The organism is Lewinella sp. W8 (genome assembly GCF_004375085.3).
Classification (GTDB): domain Bacteria; phylum Bacteroidota; class Bacteroidia; order Chitinophagales; family Saprospiraceae; genus Neolewinella.
Genome location: NZ_SNAQ03000003.1, coordinates 39,100 through 60,372, shown reverse-complemented (window position 1 = coordinate 60,372; position 21,273 = coordinate 39,100). Strand labels below are relative to the sequence as shown.

8 protein-coding genes are annotated in these 21,273 nt (G+C 54.0%); 4 read left to right on the top strand and 4 right to left on the bottom strand.

Annotated elements, in window-relative coordinates:
* The first annotated feature begins 69 nt into the window (after nt 1-69).
* From E1J53_RS04655 to E1J53_RS04645, 3 genes are read left to right on the top strand one after another with little or no spacing between them, the layout of a single operon-like run.
* A complete protein-coding gene (locus tag E1J53_RS04655; protein ID WP_173021361.1) occupies nt 70-1,152 on the top strand; it encodes an imelysin family protein in 1,083 nt (360 codons plus the stop codon).
* A 35-nt stretch (nt 1,153-1,187) separates the two neighbouring features.
* Nucleotides 1,188-2,516: an HTTM domain-containing protein gene (locus E1J53_RS04650; RefSeq protein WP_134271788.1), complete on the top strand. Its 1,329-nt coding sequence runs from the start codon at nt 1,188-1,190 to the stop codon at nt 2,514-2,516.
* Nucleotides 2,506-5,007, top strand: a complete 2,502-nt coding sequence (locus tag E1J53_RS04645; protein WP_134271787.1) for a TonB-dependent receptor — start codon at nt 2,506-2,508, stop codon at nt 5,005-5,007. The genes E1J53_RS04650 and E1J53_RS04645 overlap by 11 nt, the downstream gene beginning before the upstream one ends.
* 8 nt (nt 5,008-5,015) lie before the next feature.
* Here E1J53_RS04645 and E1J53_RS04640 read toward each other — a convergent pair whose 3' ends face one another.
* The 4 genes from E1J53_RS04640 to E1J53_RS04625 all read right to left on the bottom strand — a co-directional run bounded on the left by E1J53_RS04640 (nt 5,016) and on the right by E1J53_RS04625 (nt 18,424).
* The gene (locus tag E1J53_RS04640) at nt 5,016-5,723 is read right to left on the bottom strand and encodes a hypothetical protein (RefSeq protein WP_134271786.1); all 708 of its coding nucleotides are present in this window, start codon (nt 5,721-5,723) and stop codon (nt 5,016-5,018) included.
* 207 nt (nt 5,724-5,930) lie between these two features.
* A complete protein-coding gene (locus E1J53_RS04635) occupies nt 5,931-9,800 on the bottom strand; it encodes an SdrD B-like domain-containing protein (protein ID WP_134271785.1) in 3,870 nt (1,289 codons plus the stop codon).
* Between the two features lie 770 nt (nt 9,801-10,570).
* Complete coding sequence (locus tag E1J53_RS04630; RefSeq protein WP_134271784.1) at nt 10,571-16,588, bottom strand: M14 family zinc carboxypeptidase; 6,018 nt, start codon at nt 16,586-16,588, stop codon at nt 10,571-10,573.
* 723 nt (nt 16,589-17,311) lie between these two features.
* Nucleotides 17,312-18,424 (bottom strand): Mrp/NBP35 family ATP-binding protein, encoded by a 1,113-nt coding sequence (locus tag E1J53_RS04625; RefSeq protein ID WP_134271783.1) that lies wholly within the window; start codon nt 18,422-18,424, stop codon nt 17,312-17,314.
* A gap of 794 nt (nt 18,425-19,218) precedes the next feature.
* On the opposite strand from E1J53_RS04625, the gene E1J53_RS04620 reads away from it, so the two are divergent.
* Complete coding sequence (locus E1J53_RS04620; protein WP_134271782.1) at nt 19,219-21,267, top strand: bifunctional riboflavin kinase/FAD synthetase; 2,049 nt, start codon at nt 19,219-19,221, stop codon at nt 21,265-21,267.
* The last annotated feature ends 6 nt before the right edge of the window (nt 21,268-21,273 follow it).

Sequence of the window (21,273 nt, the reverse complement as noted above, 5' to 3'; positions counted from 1 at the left end):
CCTCGCTTGCGGATATCTTTTTTGTGCATAATGAACTATCCCTTTCTCCCGTATCACACCCGATTGGTTATGAATCGTTTTCTTTATCTCCTTCCCCTGCTGTTCTTCCTCGCCTGCGACGACGAGGAGCCCGGTGGTGGCCCCAACACCGTCAATTTTGACCGCGCGGCCATGCTGGAAAGTTGGGCCGACGGCGCCATCATCCCCGCCTACACCACCCTGGAAGCCAGCAGCGAAACGCTGGCCACGGCGGCCAGTGACTTCAACGCCAACCCTGATGCCACTAGCCTGGAATCCCTCCGCCAGGCCTACCGGGAAGCCTACGTGGATTATCAGGCGGCGGCCCCCTTCATCATCGGCAAGGCCGAAGAAATCCGCTACCTCGAACAATTGAGCATCTATCCCTCTGACGTCGCTCAGATCGAGGAAAATGCCACGACGGGCACCCATAATCTGGACCTCCCCAGCGCCGTAGACGAACAGGGCTTCCCCGCCCTGGACTACCTCCTCTACGGCATCAGCGAGGAGGAGCTCCTCAACGGCAGCAACGCCGCAGCTTACCGAAACTACCTCATCGTGCTGGCCACCCGCATCCATACGCTCACCGGGCAAGTGCTGACGGACTGGACCGACAACGGATTCCGCGAGCAGTTCATCAGCAATTCCGGCAACAGCGCGACGGCCTCGGTAGACCGGATGGTGAACGACTTCATCTTCTACTACGAAAAGCATCTTCGCGCGGGTAAGGTCGGCATCCCCGCGGGCGTCTTCAGCAATGCACCCCTACCCGACAACGCCGAGGCACCGTACTCCGGGGATTTTGCCAAGACTCTGTTTACGGCCTCTTTTACCAACGTCCGTAATTTCTTCAACGGTCGCTTCGGTGGCGGCATCGGCCTGATTGACTACCTCGATGCTCTGGAGGTAGAGCGGGATGGCGAACTGCTCAGCGGAGTTATCAACGATCAGTTCACCCAAATTGAGCAACAACTGGCCAACGTGGGCGACGACTTCCGCAACCAGGTCATCGACGACAATACCGAGATGCTTCGGCTGTACGATGAACTCCAGAAGGCCGTCATCCTGCTCAAGGTGGACATGCTCCAGGCCCTCAACATCAACGTCGATTTCGTCGACGCCGACGGCGACTAACCAGCAACCAGGAACTAGCAACCAGCCACTTCCGCATGAAATTAGCCGTTTTCCGGATGGGTTTTGGCCTCATGATGTGCCTGAGTGTCGTTCGATTTTGGTGGAACGGATGGATTGAGCAGCTGTACCTGGAGCCTAAATTCTTCTTTTCTTACCAGTATTTCGCATGGGTAAAACCACTGGGAAACTGGACCTACGCCTTGTTCATCGTTGTGGGGCTGTCGGCACTGCTCATTGCCCTCGGTTGGCAGTACCGACTGGCCACACTCACCTTTTTCCTGAGTTTCACCTACGTGGAACTGATGGACAAGACCACCTACCTCAATCACTATTACTTCATCAGTCTGCTGGCCTTCGTGATGATCTGGCTCCCGGCGGCCGATCATTTTTCGCTGGACGCCCGCGGGAAATCCAAACCGCCCACGCCCGCCTGGGCCGTCAACGCCCTCAAAATATTTGTGGGTGTGGTGTACTTCTACGCGGGACTGGCAAAATTAAATTCCGACTGGCTACTGCACGCCCAACCCCTGGCCATCTGGCTTCCCGCCAAATATGATGTCCCTCTGCTCGGTGATCTGCTGCAACGGACCTGGGTGCATTACGCCTTCGCCTGGAGCGGCGCCCTCTACGATCTGACCATTCCCTTTTTGCTCCTCTGGCGCCCCACCCGCTGGCTCGCCTTTGGCCTGGTGGTCGTCTTCCACGTCCTGACCCGGGTCCTGTTCCCGATCGGCATGTTCCCCTACGTCATGATTGTGAGTGCCACCATTTTCCTCGACGAATCGGTTCATCAGAAGATCATCAGCTGGATAAAAATGCTGGGACAAAAAATAGGTTTGGGCGAGGGACCGCAGGTGCAAAGCACCCCCAAAAGAGCAAAGGCTTCCGGTAGCACCTTCTCAAAGGTAGGTCCCTGGGTGGTTGGGGCAGTACTGGTTTTCCACCTACTGTTTCCCTGGCGGTACCTGGCCTACCCAGGAGAATTGTTCTGGACCGAGAGCGGCTACCGCTTCAGCTGGCGGGTGATGCTGATGGAAAAGGCCGGCTACGCCAACTTCCTCATTGAGGACCCCGAAACCGGACGGCGGTTCAGCGTTGATAACCGCCAGTACCTGAACGGCTTTCAGGAAAAACAAATGAGTACGCAGCCGGACTTCATCCTGGAGTTCGCCCATTTCTTGTCCCGCACCCACCAACGGGAGGGGCAGCCGCCTCCGGCGGTGTACGTAGAGAGCTACGTTGCCCTCAACGGCCGGGGAAGCCGGCCCTACGTCCGGCCCGATCTGGACCTGACGACGATTACCCAAAACACCCCACGCACGGAGTGGCTCACTGAATTTACCGACCCGATCCATGGCTTATAAACTGCTATCCCTTGCGCTCACGGTGGTGCTTGGCACCTGCCCTCCGGGCCCACTGTTCGGACAATCCGCCCCCCAGCCATCCTCCCTCCTGCTGCGCCTGACGGACGGAGACCAGGGCGCGCCCGTGGCTACGGCGGAGGTGTACGTGGACGAAACGGCCGCCCTTTACGCTGCTGACCGGAGCGGGCGAGTGCGCATGCAGTTCGACGCCGGCCTGGCGGAGGTCAACCTGACCATTTTTGCGGAAGGTTACACCACCCTGCGACGGCAGGTCACGCTGACCGAAACAAGCCAGGAGTTGGCGGTGGCCATGACGAAACTAAGTCAAAACCTGAGCGCCGTCACGGTAGTGGCCGAAGGGCAACGGCGATTTGCGCTCAACCGCTTGCGGGCCGTGGAGGGCACGGCCATTTACGCGGGCAAAAAGACGGAGGTCGTACGGCTGGAGGCCCTCACCGTCAACCTGGCCAGCAATCAGGCCCGGCAGCTGTACGGGGAAGTATCGGGGCTGAACATCTACGAAAGCGACGACGCCGGCCTGCAGCTGAGTATCGGTGGCCGCGGCCTTGACCCCAACCGGACGGCCAGTTTCAACACCCGGCAAAACGGCTACGACATCAGCGCCGACGTCCTCGGCTACCCCGAAAGTTACTACACGCCACCCGCCGAAGCCCTGCGGGAAATCCAGGTGGTGCGCGGTGCGGCCAGCCTGCAGTACGGCACCCAATTTGGTGGACTGATCAACTTCGTCTTTCGCAAGCCCGAGCGGGAGCGGGCCTTTAGCCTCACTTCCCGGCAGACGGTGGGTAGTTTCGGGCTGTTCACCAGCTTTAACTCCGTTAGCGGCACCGTCGGGAAGCTGGGCTACTACGGCTACTACAACTACAAACGCGGGGATGGATTCCGGCCGAATTCGGGCTTCAGTGCCCACAACGCCTACCTTCATCTCGACTATCGGCTTTCGGAGCGCAGCAGCCTGAGCCTGGAATACACTTACCTCGATTACCTCGCCCAGCAGGCCGGTGGACTCACCGACGCCCAGTTTTACGCGGACCCAAGCTTCAGCAACCGCAGCCGGAACTGGTTTGCCGTCGACTGGCAACTGCTCAATCTCCGCTGGGACCAGCGCTGGGGCGACCGGACAAACTTCTCCCTGAACCTGTTCGGGCTGGACGCCGCCCGCAGTGCGGTGGGCTTCCGCACCAATCGGGTCAGCCAGACCGATGACCCGACGGCACCGCGGGATTTGCTCGTCGGCAACTTTGAAAACTGGGGGGCCGAAGCACGCTTGCTCCACCGCTACAAACTGGCCGCTCAATCCGCTGTATTCTTGCTGGGGGCCAAGCTCTACCGGGCCAACAATTCGGCCCTGCAGGGGCCGGGTACCGCCGCGGAGGACGCCGATTTCTCCCTGGCGCTGGACCGATTTCCGGCCTACCCCAATCAGTCCTCCTTCACCTTCCCCAACCGGAATCTGGCCCTCTTCGGAGAACACATCTTCTACCTCAACGATAAGTTGAGCATCACTCCGGGCGCACGCTACGAATACATCCGCACCGAAAGTGCGGGCTCCTTCCGGCGGATCGACTTCGACCTGGCGGGCAACCCCATTCGCGAGGAGGATTTTGCCGATGACCGCATCTTTGAACGCAATCTGTTGCTGGTGGGGCTGGGACTGAGCTACCGGCCCTCCGAAAGCACCGAATTCTTCGCCAACGCCAGCCAGAATTACCGCTCGGTCACCTTTAACGACATTCGCACCGTCAACCCCTCCTTCCAGGTTGACCCGGACATCAGCGACGAACGCGGCTGGACGGCCGACCTCGGCCTGCGGGGGGAAGCCAAACGGCTAGCCTACACCCTGAACGTTTTCGGACTACGGTACAATGACCGCCTCGGGGAAGTACTGCAGCCGGAGGTTCAGCTGAATGCCGACGGCATGGAGGTGGAAACCGGTCGGATCATCCGGCTGCGGGGCAACATCGGTTCGGCCCTCATCTACGGGCTGGAAAGCCTGGTGGAATGGAAAGCGCTGGATGCCCGCAGCAAAGGGGGAACGCCCTATACCCTGACGGCCTTCGCCAATACCAGCCTGACCCGCTCGGAGTATACCGCCTCCGAAATTGCCGGCGTAGTGGGAAAAGAAGTGGAATTCATTCCCCTGCTCAACCTGCGTTCCGGACTGCGCTTTGGCTACGGAGACCTGCTGGGCTCCCTGCAATTCAGCTACCTCTCCGACCAGTTTACCGACGCCAGCAACGCCCCCCAGGACCGGCGCGACAACCAAAGCGGCATCGTGGGCGTCATCCCCGCCTACGGCGTGGCCGATCTTTCCCTTTCCTACCGCTGGAAGGCCTTCACCCTGGAGGGCGGGATCACCAACCTGACGGACAATAGCTACTTCACGCGACGTGCTACCGGGTATCCGGGGCCCGGCATTATCCCCAGTGCCCCGCGGGCCTTTTACCTCGGAGTAGAAATTAGGTTGTAGGCTGGGGTTTATTGCTGAGTACCACCCGTTTCACCACCACTCGCGGGGGCAGCCGGTGGGTTTTGATTCCGGGTGAGGCTGAGCCTTGCCTGCATTTCTTCGTTCACCCAGGTGTGCATGAGGGCATAAAAGAGCTGCTCGTCTTCACTGGCAAAATTGAAGACATCCGGTGCCGAGAGTAGCATTTGCTGGCGTACGGCCGGCGAGATGGTTTTATACTGCTGGTAATCGTTGGCGAAGTTCTGAATGATCTCGTTGGTGGTTCCCAGCGACTCCAGATAGGCAAAATATTCGGGGTTCATGGCCGGGCAATAGTAGTTCACCTCCTTGCCGTTGGCGTCCCGGAAGCCGCAGGCGTCCGAAAAGAAGGGAATCTCCCGGATCAGGGACGCATGATCCCCCAGTTGGAACCGCCCGTCGAAGGGATACAGAGAATGAAAGGGTTCTTCCTCCAGAAAGTGGCCCCGCAGACGCAGCGCATGCTGTTGGTAGAGATAGGACAATGCTCGTTCCTGCCCCCCGTAATCCTGCAACCCCTGGTCAAACCGGGCTTTGAGCTCCGTGACCTTGGCCACGGTGGTCGAGTCCATGAACCTGGCCATGACCAGTTGGTCGTCCGACGAAGCATCACCCTGCGGCGGCTCGCCGCAGCCCGTGATGATCAGGAAGGAAGCCAGGAAAAATAAACTCAGCAAGCGGGTACCAGTGCGGCGCATAAATTGTGTTCTTGTTGTCGGGGACAAATTAGCAAAAAGAGTCCCACCTCCGGAAGGAGATGGGACCCGTAAGATTTTACATTTATGTACTTAAAACGATAATTTAAATAACCAACTTTGAGGGATGAAACATTTAAAAAATAAAAATTCATGAGAGACTATGCCTCCAGGTGAATGCTCACCTAAAGACCCAAAAACCGAAAATTCTTAATTGCCACCATCCCAGGGGAAGGTGCCGCAGTTAACATTTTGGATGGTGAAGGTAACTTGGTTACTGATTGGCTCATTACAGTTCGGGTTGGGCGGATTAATTGGGTTGGCGGTCAAGATGAGGGTGATCGACCCACGCGCACGATCTTCCGGGCTCGGTATGTAGGAAGTTGCAACTCCAAAGACGCCGGCTCCGTCATCAAACGAGCCCGTACCGTCGGGTGTGGACCACACACCGCCCAAGCCCATGGGAAGAATGCTGGCCCCCTGCGTCAAATCAACATCTTGAGTAGCACAAAGTGCCGCTGATGAAGCAACGGTAACCACCACGGGGCACTCCGTGAAACATGCTTCAGGAGCGTCATAAGCATCCACTTGGGCATCGGAACAAGTACTACTATTCTCGAATGCTGCCGTAAGGTCAACGCCCGTTACCCCATCACTAGTGATATCAAAAATGGTAAAGGTCTCCGTTCCTTCGGTACCTGCGGGAGTAAATACTTCATCAACTCCGTTGTCGGTAGTAATTCTGATGTCTTCGCCGGCCGGAGCATTAACGTAAGTGACTTCTACCGAAAGTGAATACGTATTATCCGCAGGATTACAGGGGCCAACATTCACTTCATCAATCACGATATCGCAAACACAGTCTTCCGGCGCAGTATAAGCGTCAGTATTCGTATCGGTACAGGTGGTAGTGGTCTCGTAACTCGCCGAAACATCAATGTCGGCGGTTCCATCACTAGTTAAACCTATAAGGGTGAAGGTTTCCGTACCATCAGTACTACCAGGTGTAAAGGTTTGACTCCCCCCATTGTCGGTCATAATCTCGATGTCTTCACCGGCGGGGGCATTGGCGTAGGTTATCGACACCTCGAGACTGTATTCTCCCGTGGCGGGATCACAAACACTCGGTGTGGCGCTGTTGACTGTGATCGAACAAGGCGTGCAGTCCATCGGAGCCGTGTAGGCGTCTTCCAATTCATCCGAACAACCCGTTGTCGTTGCATAGTTGGCCGTTACGTCAATGTCCATAACCCCGTCACTAGTGAGGCTGGTGAGCACAAAGCTTTCGGTACCATCCGTACCTGCGGGAGTAAAGGTCTGGCTACCTCCATTATCCGTGGTAATTTCGATATCTTCGCCCGCCGGTGCGTTGGCGTAGGTGACCGATACGGTCAGGGAGTAGGTATTCGTACCTGGATCACATACACTCGGTGTGGCGCTGTTAACCGTGATTGTGCACGGCATTGCCTGCACCACGCCCATATCTAGGGTATGGTTGTTTTGGCCCGGAAGGCCAGTTCTGAAGGCAATCACTCCCGTCGAGGAAGCATCGGAGTCATTCAAGTCTGTCTTGCGATCGTTGGTCGTTTCACCAACATCATAATCTTGAGTGGTAAAGGCGGAGACCGTATTATCAACGGCCTGGATGGAGGCAAGGGAGATGCGAATCTCATAACTCATTTCCGCTTGCACCTCCGTGAAACCATTTAACCAGGTCTGCGCACCGTCATCGTCGGTGCTGAAAACGAAGAAGCCATTTCCCTGTACGGGATCCGATGCAGTGGTCGTCTCGGCAACCTTGGTAAAATTCCCTGGACTCGTTTCTTTGAAAAGCTCGACCAATACTCCATTGATCCCGTTCTCGCCAGGGTCCTGACGGCCGTTCTCATTGGCGTCTACCCACAAGCGGTTACCAACCTCAATGGGTGCGCCTCCTCCAACGCCAATCACGTCACCCAAACCATTGCCTTTTGCAAAGGTACCCGAACCAGGAGTGGAAGCATAAATCTGCAGCGCTCTGAGACGACTGCCATCCGTAGAGGACATCTCAATCATACCCGCATTATTAAAGAAGTTCCAGTCCTCTAATGGGTCGTACGCGGACATTACTACCCTTTCTCGTCCGCTGTAGATAAACGCGCCCCCGAGACTAACCTCATCATGCCCCTGTTCACGGTTTTGCCACGGCGGAGCGGGATCAACGTCATTCACGTCCGTACTACATCCAGGCCGGGTGGGGCCATCTGGTGGCGCGTTGGTTGGACGGTAACGATCTCCAAAGAAAAATTCTCCACCGCCGGGGCCCTCTCCACGGCCGGCTCCAAAGGTTGGGCCGAAGGGAGCTCCGTTGGTACCGTTCGACGAATTATTCTCTATCACGAAAGTGCCGTCATTGAGAGAAATGTTCGGTGATGCCACCAGGATATCCCCCCCTCCATCAGCAGTAAAACGTGTATTAGCCCCCGTGGCTGCATTTGGATTTGGGGGAAGCTTTAGGTAGCCATGCTGGTCCGCAAAACGATCCCGGATGCCGACAACCATTCGACCATCCTCCATAAATTCGATGTCCGCAATTTGGGGTTGTGGGTAAGATTGTTCGGCAAGATTTCCGGTTCCAATTGTGGCATTTTGCCGGGTGAGAAATCCTGCGCGATCGTAAACGGGGGTCCAGGGATTAAATTCAGCATCAGCATTATTGCTACAAAAATCAATCGCTGAATTACGGCCATAATTAAGTGGAAACCTCAGCACTTGTCTAAACTGGTCGGTCACAGGATCAAATTCGTACACAAATCCTTCCAACTCATTGCGATTACCAAAATTGGATACCGTACTATTCGAAGCGTTAAAAGTTACCGTGGATTCGGCCGTTGACACCAGCCCTACATATACCTTACCTCGGTAATACTGTACGGCGAAGGGACGAATGTTAGTGTTTCTTGCGGCGGCATTTCCTGGCAATCCAGTTAGCCCCGTCAAATTACCCCCTGCAGGCCAACGAGAAATATCCCCCACTACGGGGGGCATGGGATTAACCGCCGTGCCACCAAGTTGTATTTCGTAGAGTCTGCGATCTGCAAGGTTGATAGTCCACAAAACATTATTTTCGGGATCGTAACTCAATCCGCCTAATCCGACCTTACCAACGGCATCGTAGGTAGCTCGATCACGATCAAAGTCCGTACCCGCAATACTTGGGTGAGGGTTAGCCCCTGCGGTATTCGCTCCGAATAGTGCATTGAGATCTACTAAGGTTGATACTCCAGTATTGGAGATCGGAGGCATTGGACCTGATCCATTGAGATCAATTTTATAAATGGCCCCCGTACCACTTGGGCCGAACGCAGTGTGCCTTTTGGTAAAAGCGGCGGCAAAAATGCTGTTCGAAGCTCCTGAATAAACTACTCCCATAGTAGCACCGATTTCTTGATGCTCGGCTACGTAGAAGGAAGTTGGACTAACCGTTCCGACCCCCGGTGCTAGTTGGGACACATTGGTTAGTACCAGTACATCTCCACTACTGTTGCTTCCGTTCAATGGCCCATCAACGTAACACGGAGTGGCTAAAAATAAATTGGAGCCGCTCACAAACTCTGCCGGACGATGCAGGGCTACGGGAATATTGTCACCCCGTGAGCCAAAGAAAACGGTCGTTGAGCCCGCAACACTGGGCTCAAGGCCTGCGGGTAAACCAGTTACCTCAACGCGGTATTCGTCCGTATTGCCGGGCGTAAAGGAATAATTTCCTCCCCCATCATCATCAAAAACGGTAGCGACTCCGGTGCTACTGTAGGCAGTAACGGTTAGGCCCGCTATTCCAGGCTCGCCCGTTCCGTCATCAGTACCATCACTGTCAAAGTCCTGGAAAATGGACACGCAGATGTCGTTAGGATCGTTGAAAACTACCGACGTCTCCGTAGCAATTTCACTCTTTTCGGGAGCGTCACCACCTGATTTCGTTGCTGGAAGTCCAGTTACGATTCCCCACACGGATAGTAAAATCCCCGTAGAAAGCAGCCATCGGGATGAGGTATTCCCCATCCGGCCTTTGATTGTTTGTTTAGGTCTTCTGTTTTTCATAAGATGTTAACTCAAAAATTCAAGATCAAAAGCAGGTCTACCGATGGCCATGGATGAAGGTCACCCAATAGTACCAGATCAACTCATAGCCTACATGTAGCCTTAGCGATGTAGTCATGGTTATTGCCAGGTTCACGAATATGATGCCGCGAATAAGAAGTAGAGATCTCCGTGATGGTCTTGCTTCAGAAGATAAACCATGCCAAATTGAACCACGAACAGAGAAGGAAAGGCCCCAGTCAAGCGAATTGCTGAACTCCGGAAGAGAGAGAGTACCCGCACGGTACTCCTCTCCTTTAGACAGGTTTGTCGGGTCGACTTTCATAAAACGCTAATTCGGACAGCACATATACTCCTAGTGACAAGTCACTAGAATAAAACAATCGCACGTAAAGAATTAGGGAGCCAACAAAGGCTTTTGAGAGAAATTTAGGTCTAATTTTTCATGCAATTAAAAACATCCAGTAAAAACTGGGTATACCAAAGATAAACAATGTTTGGAACATTACGGAACAAAAATACCTTGACCTAGTCGAATGATGCTAACATTCAGCTTTTTGCGTAAAAAAACCGTTAGGCTGCTTGACATTTACGAGGCTCTTGCCTTAGCATCGCTATCCAAGGGCAGCCCAAAAGTCCCTGAGGATTCTTGGTACTAAGTCAGCTAGACGCCACAAGGATATTGATCGTATGTTTCCCTACTCCAAAAAAAAAAACTGGAGCCCTAGAGTACTCTAGGGCTCCAGCTTCGCAATAAGGTTAATTATCAATTACTGCCTACGAATAAACCGCAAGCTTTCCTGGTAGCCATCTCCCTTGATCAACATGATGTAAACACCGGCTTTGAGGTTACTCAGGTCAATATTTAGTTGATCGCCGCGGAAGAATGAGGTTTGTTCCAGATGCTTCACGAGGCGTCCATCTGCACCAACAATATCGATGGAAACATTATCGACGGATTGGAAATTTCCGTTCACTTTTAAATTGATGGACTCTTGAGCGGGGTTCGGGAAAAGCTCCAGCACTGGAGGTCCATCGTCCGCATAAGCGTCCAGGAAGCTATTTTCCTCACGCTCCAGTCTCGCTCCACTGCTGCTGATGTTGATCGTGTAGTCTTCTACTTCACCGTAAGTGAAGGAACCACAGCTACTACCAACGTAGGCATTCCACTGCATAGAAATCCGTACCCGGGTATTCCCTAAGACAGCTCCGCTTGGGATGAGAATATTCCCGGTGCGGGTATTGGATCCTGCGCTCTGGAAAACAACTTCACCATTATCGGAGAAGTCACCATCCGCATTGTAATCGATGAAGACCGTCCAGAACTCATTGTACGAGCTTCCGTTGAAACCAGGCGTCAGGCTAATGGGTACCGATTCACCGCGATCAGCATTGAAGATAATACTAGTGAAGTCAGCGTATCCCCCGTTGTTTCCGGAGTTGTTCGTCTGGCCGTTGAAGGTCACTGACTGAATGAATTCGTAGTTAGTGCTGTTACCCTGAGAACCACAATATGATATGGGACAAGCGGCACAATCGGGGCCACCACAATCGACGCCCGTTTCGTTACCGTTCTGGATACCGTCGTCACAGGTAGGACAGGCGGCACAATCGGGGCCACCGCAGTCGACGCCCGTCTCCTGGCCGTTCTGGATACCGTCGCCACAAGTTGGGCTACAGCTTGATAAGGGAGAAGAGGTAATGATGCTAGAAACACAACTACCGTCAATAGCATCCCGGAAGGAAATCGCCACAGCGCCACCGGAAGCAGCAGTCGTAAAGTTTGTGCTAGTACCGGAAGCTACCCCTCCGACTACCTGGGCTCCATTCACCAGTACGTCATAAGAACCGCTTCCATTTGCTACCGTGGCAATTACCGTAATCGTGTAGACATCATCCGCCGTTGAGACCGTATTCTGTCCATTGCAACTTTCACTGATAATACTGCCGGAAACATCACAGGTCGGTGGCGGCGGGCTACAGGTACTCAGCACGCTAGTGGTACTGGTACCAGATACACAGCCATCGTTAGAAGCATCACGGAAGGTGATATCAGCAGTGGTGCTCGAAGCTGGAAGCGTGATGTTTGTGCTCGTTCCAGAGGCTACGTTTGCTACCACCTCAGAGCCGTCAACCAATACATCATAAGCTCCGCTACCGTTAGATACTGTAGCCGAAACGGTAATGGTGTAAATATCATCTGCGGTATCTACCGTTCCTTGTCCATCACAATCCTCACTATCAATATTACCGGTGATGCTACAAGGTGGCGGGCTACAGGTTGATAGTGTACTTGAAGTAATTGTTCCAGAAACACAGCTGTTGTCAGCGGCATCGCGGAAACTAATGTCCACCGTTCCGCCATCAGCAGAGACGGTAATCGTCGCATTTGATCCAGAAGGCCGGTTCGCGGCTACTTCATTACCGTCGACCAACACATCGTAGGCACCACTACCGTTAGAAACAGTAGCCGTTACGGTAATGTCATAAGTATCATCTGCGGTATTCACCGTTCCCTGTCCATCGCAGCTTTCACTAACGATTGACCCTGAAACCGTACAAGCAGGAGGACCAGCAGTAGTACCAAATGCCCAGATGGCTACTTGTTCCGTGGTATGAGAACGCTCGGAGTCAGCAATCTGGTCTTCATCAAAGGACAGGGTCAGCGAAGAAGAAGTGAAGGGGTTTCCGCCAAATAGTACTGGCCAACCACCGTCACCGCCGTCTAGTGCTGCCACACTGGCTACGGCCGCAGAAGTAGTACTGAGTCCACTCAGGCCATAGGTATAACCGTTAGAGGAGTTTGATGGTCCACGCACGATATCCGACCCGACGCCAGCGATATACTCCGTACCCTGAATAGTACCAGTACCGGCTTCAATCACGATGTAACCGATGGTTTCTGATGCGCGCGTAATGTCAGAATCTTCCCCTACGTGCTTACCCGCAGAGAAGGAAGAGCTCGTCGGAGGCGTTGTTCTGGACGATCCGGAAGCGGCCCAAAATACGGACCAGTCATTGTCATTAGCGGTCATTACCTGACCAAGTACTACTGGACTAGAGTAGGATTGCTGGTAGGATTTGCTCTGAAGCGACCAGCCATTTTTTCGAGAGGTAACGCTTTCAACTGTTTTGACAGCTTCAAGCTTGATGCCGTCATTAGCTACCGTGTAAACACCTTCTTCCACTACGACGTAGTGTACCAGGTAGGATCCGATGGAAGCATTGGAGGGATTCTGTACCCTGAGTTCAAATGAACTTCCGCTTGCGTTACGTACTCGGGTTACTACGGGAGTAGTAGAATTGTTGGGTAACACCGGAGTAGCCACTACAACCATTGAATTGTAGGAGTTACTGAGGGGCACACTGATCCACCCATTGCTGGCCGTTACTGTTCCCCGCTCAAACTGGAAGCCAACCGTAGGACAGGCACTACATTCCGGACCGCCACAATCTACGCCGGTTTCCTGCCCGTTTTGGATTCCGTCCGAACAGCTGGGGCTGCAGCTCACCAGAGTGGAGCTGTTGACGGCGGAAGAAACGCAGCCATTATCCGAAGCATCCCGGAAGGTAACGGCAACGCTGGATCCAGAAGCAGGAACCGTGAAGCTGGTGTTGGAACCAGAGGATACATTAGCGACCACTTGGCTGCCGTCAACTAATACATCGTAGGCACCGCTGCCATTAGCGACCGTAGCGTTTACGGTGATGGTGTAAATGTCGTCTCCCGTGGCAGCAGTATTCTGGCCATCACAGATTTCATTAACGATGAAACCAGAAACCACACAGGGGGGTGGTGGGCTACAAGTACTGAGGATACTGGTGGTGCTGGTGCCTGATACACAGCCATTATCCGTCGCGTCGCGGAAGGTAACTTCTGCCGTCGTACCGGAAGCGGGCAGGGTAAAGCTGGTGCTGGTGCCGGAGGTCACGTTGGCCTGAACCTCGGTACCGTCTACCAATACGTCGTAGGCGCCGCTGCCGTTAGCTACCGTGGCGGATACCGTAATGGTGTATACATCATCGGCCGTGTTAACCGTACCCTGGCCGTCGCAGCTTTCGTTCATGATGCTACCCGTTACGCTACATACGGGAGGTGGCGGGCTACAGGTGCTTAGTACACTGGTGGTACTCGTAGCAGATACACAGCCATTGTCCGTCGCGTCGCGGAAGGTTACGTTTGCGGTCGTTCCAGAGGCCGGCAGGGTGAAACTCGTGCCAGTGCCGGAAGCTACGTTTCCCTGAACCTCGGTCCCGTCAACCAATACGTCGTAGGCACCGCTGCCATTGGTAACCATAGCGGAAACCGAAATGATGTAAATATCATCGGAGGTATTCACGGTGCCCTGCCCGTCACAGCTCTCGTTGGTAATGCTGCCCGTTACCTCACATGTAGGTGGAGGGGGGCTACAGGTAACCAGGGGGCTGGAAGTGATCGTTCCCGAAACGCAACTGTTATCACTGGCATCCCGGAAACTGATGTTTACCGTATTTCCATCCGCAGGGCGCGTGAAGGAAGTATTCGATCCTGAAGGACGGTTGGCCGCAACTTGGGAGCCATTGACCAGGAGGTCGTAAGCGCCGCTACCATTGGTAACCGTAGCTGTAACGGTAATGGTATACACGTCATCCGCGGTGTTTACCGTTCCCTGGCCATCACAATTCTCATTAACGATGGAGCCCGAAACGGCGCAGGCCGGTGGAGTAGAATAATCAACAATTCTGAAGGCATCAAAATAAAACCCATCTGGACGAAGTCCGCCAGATGAAATTGACCAAAAGCGAAAGCGGACCGACTGACCAGCATAAGCGGAAAGATCAACGTCCTGCCAGGTCCAATTTTCGTTTTCCCGGAAGGCGGGCGACCCACTTATGTCTGAGGTAGAATTTGTACCAATTGTTGACCATGAACTCCCCCCATTCGTACTAATTTGAAGCCGTATGTAATCGGTTGTTCTATGTCCTTGCCACTTTGCGGCAAATTCAAGTCGGGGGTTAGAAGTACCCGCAAGAGAAACGGAGCTGTTCATGGCAAACGCCCGGTTTTGGCTACTGGAAGTATGACTCAATCGAGAATCAACAAAGCAGTTGTTACCCGTATAGGTATCTTCATTGGAGGCCTGCCAAGTAGTACCAGAACCCTGGTTTACCCAGTTTCCGTTCCCTCCTTCCGCGTCGTCGCTAAACAGAACATTTCGTTCCCCAACGGTTACGGAGAAGCTGTCAGAATTTGAGGTTACACCGTCCTGGGTAACTTCAACGAAGAAGGTTACCACCGTACCTGCGGGAACGCCGGCACCGACGCTAAACTCAAACGGTGTGGAGTTAGATACCTTGGCCCGGGAAGCGATGTTGCCGTAAGACTGAGAACCTACCACTGCCGTAACGCCGGGATTGTCCGTGGTCAGTGTCACCTGAACGTTGTTAGCCGTACGGGAGAGTCCTTTATTGAAGATCTCAACACCAAGTTCAAGGTTATCTGCGCTGGAAAGGCTGGAGCCGTTCAGCACTTGGAAGCCCTGGAAATCAGCGTAAGCCCCCGCCACCCAGGTAGCGTGTTCGTACGCCAAGAGTTGCTCATTCACCAGAGGAATAATTTCCGGTATACTGGGCCAAAATCCGGTTTCGCCTATCTCGGGCGTCCAGGTTAGGGCACCCGTAGCTTCATATATCCAGTTCTGAGTCGTTCCGCTAGCGTAACCAAGAATCACGTCAGCATCGCCGTGGATGTATTCATTTATGCTCATTGCCTCCGCCATGACTTCCGCATGGATCGCAAATTCTTGCTGACCATTGCTAAAGTCGGGCCCTAACCAGTAACCACCAGAAGTATGCGTAGTGTAGGCAATTGAAGGCTGCACAGCGTTCACAAAATCACGCACGGCTTGGGACTCCAACTCTGAGAATACCGAAGGGCCACGGTAGGAATCCGAGCAGGGGTTACTGCTTGAACCACTCCCCCCCCAATCGGTATCGTAGTTCCGGTTGATATCTACGCCCCGGCAAGAGCTTCCTGAGTTTACCCGACGGTTTTTCCGCCAGAAACCACCACCATTAGGGTTGGTTTGTTCATTGTAAACATAACCATCTGGATTGACACAGGGTACGAAATAAATTTCCCGATTGTTGACCAAATATGTCAATTCTGGATCAGAACCGTAGTTTTCTAAAAGGTGGAACATATAATTGATCACCGTCGCTCCAGATGCCGGCTCACGGGCGTGATGCAGGGCATCAACGTAGAACACTGCTTCCGATGAGGATTCATCAACTGAAGGATTATCGGAGATCTTGACCGCCCAGATGGTTCGGCCTTGAGCGGTAGTACCGATGCTAAACTTCTCCGTAATCAGACTTGGATAGAGACTACGCATCTCGTCCAATTGGGCAATCAGTTCATCAAAGGTGTAGAATCCACCCATACTACCAAGTTCAAAGCCCGCCGTCGCTGACTTTTGGTCCGGGGCATTGGGGTTATACTTGGCCATGTCCAGGAGGTTCCTCTGCTCAATGAAGAAGGCCATATCCTTGACCGTCACTTCGTAGTCGAGCACACTCGCCTGGAGCTTAGGAATATCAGTCTCTGGAATAACGAGTTTATTGAGACCAACGTGAGGATGGAAGTGGTCCGTATCCAATTCCAGGGACTCCAGATATTCTGCAGCTTGTGTGGTAGGAAGTTGAACTTCAACTTCCACATAGATGGGGGGAGCTTCTTGCGCAGAAAGGATGGTTGCCAGTAAACAACAAGCGACCAAAGGTAAAAGGGCGCGTAGGTTAAAATTCATGTGGATGAGAGTTTTCAAGACAGCAATTCAGTAGTAAGTGAGTACAAAGACCTTAAAAGAAAATCAGTTGTTCTGACCACCACTAAGTTTAATCGATCCCGTGCCTTTAGCACGGTTCGTGAACCGTGGGAAAAAGGATGGGATAGTTCCCAGCGTAAGTCTATTGGTCAACCACATTCATGGAGAACACCACCGAAAAGAAAGTCAGGTCACTAAAATTTTCCGATCGCACAGCTTAAAGTAAGCTGCTCCTTACCCGCACTTACCCCAATTGGACAAGCCGAGAGAGGAAGTCAAAATTGCGATTGAGAAATTATGGAACAATCCATTCTAATGCTCGACATAACACAAAAGTGATCGGTACAACAGGCTACAAGTAGCATGCACACCCGAAAATAGTCAACCAGAAAATGGACAACGGAAAGCTTCCACAAAAAGGTGGATAGCCAAGCCAAGAATTAGACCCAAACAAGAACAGCTACCAGCACCAGATAGCAGGCTAAGGCAATAGGAAATCCTTACCGCATTCTAGACACAACAGCAATTCTGAGAATTGGAGGCCTATGGTTTTCAAGAGAGACTAAAAATAATTCAGACAGCACCAAGAGGAAAAGTAATGCAAACATCACCTTTCCACTACTTGTGCAGTAAAGATAGACTAATTCTGTAATTACAAAAGGGAATGAAAATAATTCACTCGAATTGATTCAATCCCGTGAACTCTTATTTCATCTCCACCCGCCGCGTTTCCGGCAACAATTCGTTGCGGATGGCCACCTGCCGGGCCACGTTTTTGGCCACCTTCATCCAGGCCTCCCGGGTCACCTGGTCCTCCTTGTTGACGAAGGCGGGCTTGCCCTCGTCACCCCCCTCGCGGATGGACTGCACCAGGGGTATTTCACCCAGCAGCATGCTCTGGCTCTTCTTGGCCAGGGTCTTACCGCCTCCCTTTCCAAAGAGGTAGTACTTGTTATCGGGTAGTTCCGCCGGGGTGAAGTAGGACATATTCTCGACTACCCCCAGCACGGGGACGTTGACACTGTCGAGGAAAAACATATTCATGGCCTTCACGGCGTCCGCCAGGGCTACTTCCTGGGGGGTAGTGACCAGCACGGCACCGGTCACCGGCACGGTCTGGACCAGCGTAAGCTGCACGTCGCCGGTGCCGGGAGGGAGGTCCACCACGAGATAATCCAGCGGTGGCCAGATCGTTTCCTCGAAGAACTGTCGGATGATGCCCGCCAGGCGCGGGCCGCGCAGGACCACGGCCTGTTCCGGCTCCACGACGAAGCCGGTGCTCATGACGGGCATGCCGTAGGCAAAGAGCGGTTTGATCTTCGGTTTGCCGTAGACCCGTTCCACTTTGGGCTTTTGTCCCTGCAGGCCAAGCATCGTCGGGGCGGAGGGGCCGTAGACGTCGGCGTCCAGCAGGCCCACCGTGCCCCCGAGTTCCTGGAGCGCCAGGGCCAGATTGACCGCCACGGTGCTCTTCCCTACCCCGCCCTTGCCACTGGCTACGGCGATGATGTTGCGCACGTGCGGCAGGGGATTGTTGGTTTTGGGGCCGCCACTCCCCTGCCCCGCGGCGGCGGTAGCCGCCGGGTTCTGCATGTGGACGTGGACGTTGGCCTCGGGATAAACTTCTAGGATGGCTTCCTGGCAGGCAAAATTGAGCTGCTGCTTATAGTCAGCATCCAGCTTGGGCAATTGCAGCGTAAAGGATACGTTCGGAGCGTCCACCTTCAGGTGCAGGACCATATTGGCCGTAATGAGGTCCTGGCCCGTGTTGGGGTCCATGACGGTGGACAGTGCTTTGACGATTTTGGAAGATTCCATCACTTCAGTTGGGTCTGGGAAGGGAACGAACGGAAAGACTTAGGGTTGAATGGGATGACGAATTCTCCGATCAATCTTTCAACGGGACCGAATAATCAATATGCCTTGCCGGGACACGGAATATTCCGGTTGTTGCCCGCCATAAGCTACAAGAAACACCTGGCACCCGCCCAAAGACCCTGAGTAAATCGTGAATCTCTTCAAGGAAGCCCCCGGTCCGACTTGGCCGGGGGATTTTTGGTTAGGATTCAGGAGTGAGGACTTAGGATCAAGGATTTAAACATGATGCGACGGAGCGCAGGTGCAATGATTTGAGGTTTCAGGATCTAGGCTTAAGGATTTAGGATTCAGCCTAAGGTTCTGGGCTTGAGCAGCGGATGGCCCTCCTTCAACCAGCAACTCAGCAATCGGCAACTCAGCAACCAGCAATCAGCAATCGTCCGGCCCTGACACATTTAGCCTCCCCCGCACATCCTTTTCATTGCCCTAACCGTTGTACCTTGCACCTGCGTTTACGCCAACCTTAGAGCTTGTTCGGATTTTAGTCGTCTGACCGAATTTGAGATTTTTTTGGTGGTAGCAAGGCGGGAAAACCGGAATTTAGCAGCGCTAAATGAGGATTTTACCAACGAAGCTAGCGCCAAAAAAAGCCAAATGGAGGTCGATTACTAAATTCCAAACAAGCTCTTAACTCCAACCCCAGAAAAGCAATGGTCTGATTGCGTCGGGCGCATTCGTTAGCTTTTCATCAATCCCCGAGCTCCGCGCGCCGGTTTTATTTGTACGCTACCCTAATGAAGGTTCACTACCAGTTAGATCAACTTCCCCGTTTTCGTCGTGCCGTGGTCACCATCGGTAGTTTTGACGGCGTCCACCGCGGGCACCAACAACTGCTGAAACGGATTCAACGACTGGCCGAAAGACGGGGAGGCGAAAGTGTGGTCATCACCTTTGATCCCCACCCGCGAACGGTGCTGCAGCCGGACGACGACAGCCTCCGGTTGCTGACCACCATCCAAGAAAAAATCAAGCGCTGCGAAGCTTCCGGCATCGATCATTTGGTGGTGATCCCCTTCACCCGGGAATTCAGTAAGCAGACGCCGGAGGAATACATCGAAAACTTCCTGGTAAAGTACTTTCAGCCGGATCGGATCGTGATCGGCTACGATCACCGCTTCGGCAAGGACCGGAAGGGCGACATCGCCTACCTGCGCCACCACGGCAAGGAACATAAATACGAGGTGATCGAGATTGCCCCCCAGGAGGTGAACGACATTACGGTCAGCTCCACCAAAGTCCGCAACGCCCTCCTGAAGGGAGAAGTAGCGCGGGCCTGGGAGCTGCTGGGCTATGCCTACCAGATTTCCGGCGTGGTGGTGGAGGGGCAGCAACTCGGGCGAACCATCGGCTTCCCCACCGCCAACATCCAACCCGACCACCCGCTGAAGCTGATTCCCGCCAACGGAATCTACGCCGTGCGGGCCATCCGGGGCGATCAGCTGCTGGACGGCATGCTCTACATCGGCGATCGTCCGAGCCTGGAAGACGGACGGGGCATCACCATTGAGCTGAACCTCTTTGATTTTGACGAGGACCTCTACGGAGAGTCCCTCACCATCGTCTTCATCGATTACGTCCGGGAAGACCGAAAGCTGGACAATATGGAGGCCCTCAAGCACCAGTTGGCGGCCGACAAGGTGGCCACCCAGGCCGTGCTGGCTTCCAGCAAAAATCCCGTTGCCGAAAGACGGCGCAAGGAGCAGGAGAACGGGCCGGACACGGCCGTGGTCATCCTCAACTACAACGGACGCCACTTTCTGGAGAAGTACCTCTCCCTGGTGGAGGAATCTCTCCCCGAGTACGCCCGGGTGGTGGTGGCGGACAACGCCAGCACGGACGATTCCGTGATCTGGATGCAGGAACATCATCCCCAGGTCGAACTGATCACCCTGGAAGAAAATCACGGCTTTGCCGGTGGTTATAATCAGGCACTTCAACAAGTAACCGCCGAGTTATACGTGCTGTTGAACAGCGACGTCCGGGTAAGTCCGGGCTGGATCGAGCAGATCACCCCCCTGTTCAAGGACCCGACCATCGGAGCGGCGCAGCCGAAGGTTTTGGCGGAAGAAGATCACGACCGTTTTGAGTACGCCGGAGCGGCGGGTGGCTACCTTGACTATCTGGGGTATCCCTTTTGCCGGGGCCGCATCTTCGCCCACACTGAACGGGACGAGGGGCAGTACGACGGCAGGACGGAAGTCTTCTGGGCTACGGGAGCCGCATTTTTTGTGCGGGCGCAGCTCTTCCACGATCTCGGGGGCTTTGAGGCGGAGTACTTCGCCCACGCCGAAGAAATTGACCTCTGCTGGCGGATGAAGCGCGCGGGCTACCGGGTGATGGTGGAGCCAGCGGCCACCGTATATCACGTGGGTGGCGGAACCCTGTCCTACAACACCCCCCGAAAAACCTACCTGAACTTCCGCAACACTCTGGTGACCAGCTTCAAGAACGAGCCCACCAGTCGCCTGATCTGGTGGCTGCCCGTACGCTTGCTTCTGGACGGGCTGGCCGGGCTGCTCTTCCTCAGTCAGGGGAATTTTGAGCACATTCGGGCCATCGTGGACGCTCACTGGCACTTTTTCCGGAATTTCACCATGTGGCGTCACCGAAGGAAAGACCGACAGGCGCAGATCAATGCGGCCGCCATTGGGCTGAGCCGATCGGAGGAAGGACGCATTTCGGACAGTATTGTCCTGCACTACTACCTGCTCGGCCACCATCGTTTTGCCGAAATTTATACCGAGCAAATTAAGGTTCAACCCATTGAAGTCCGGCGGCAGTAATTGGAG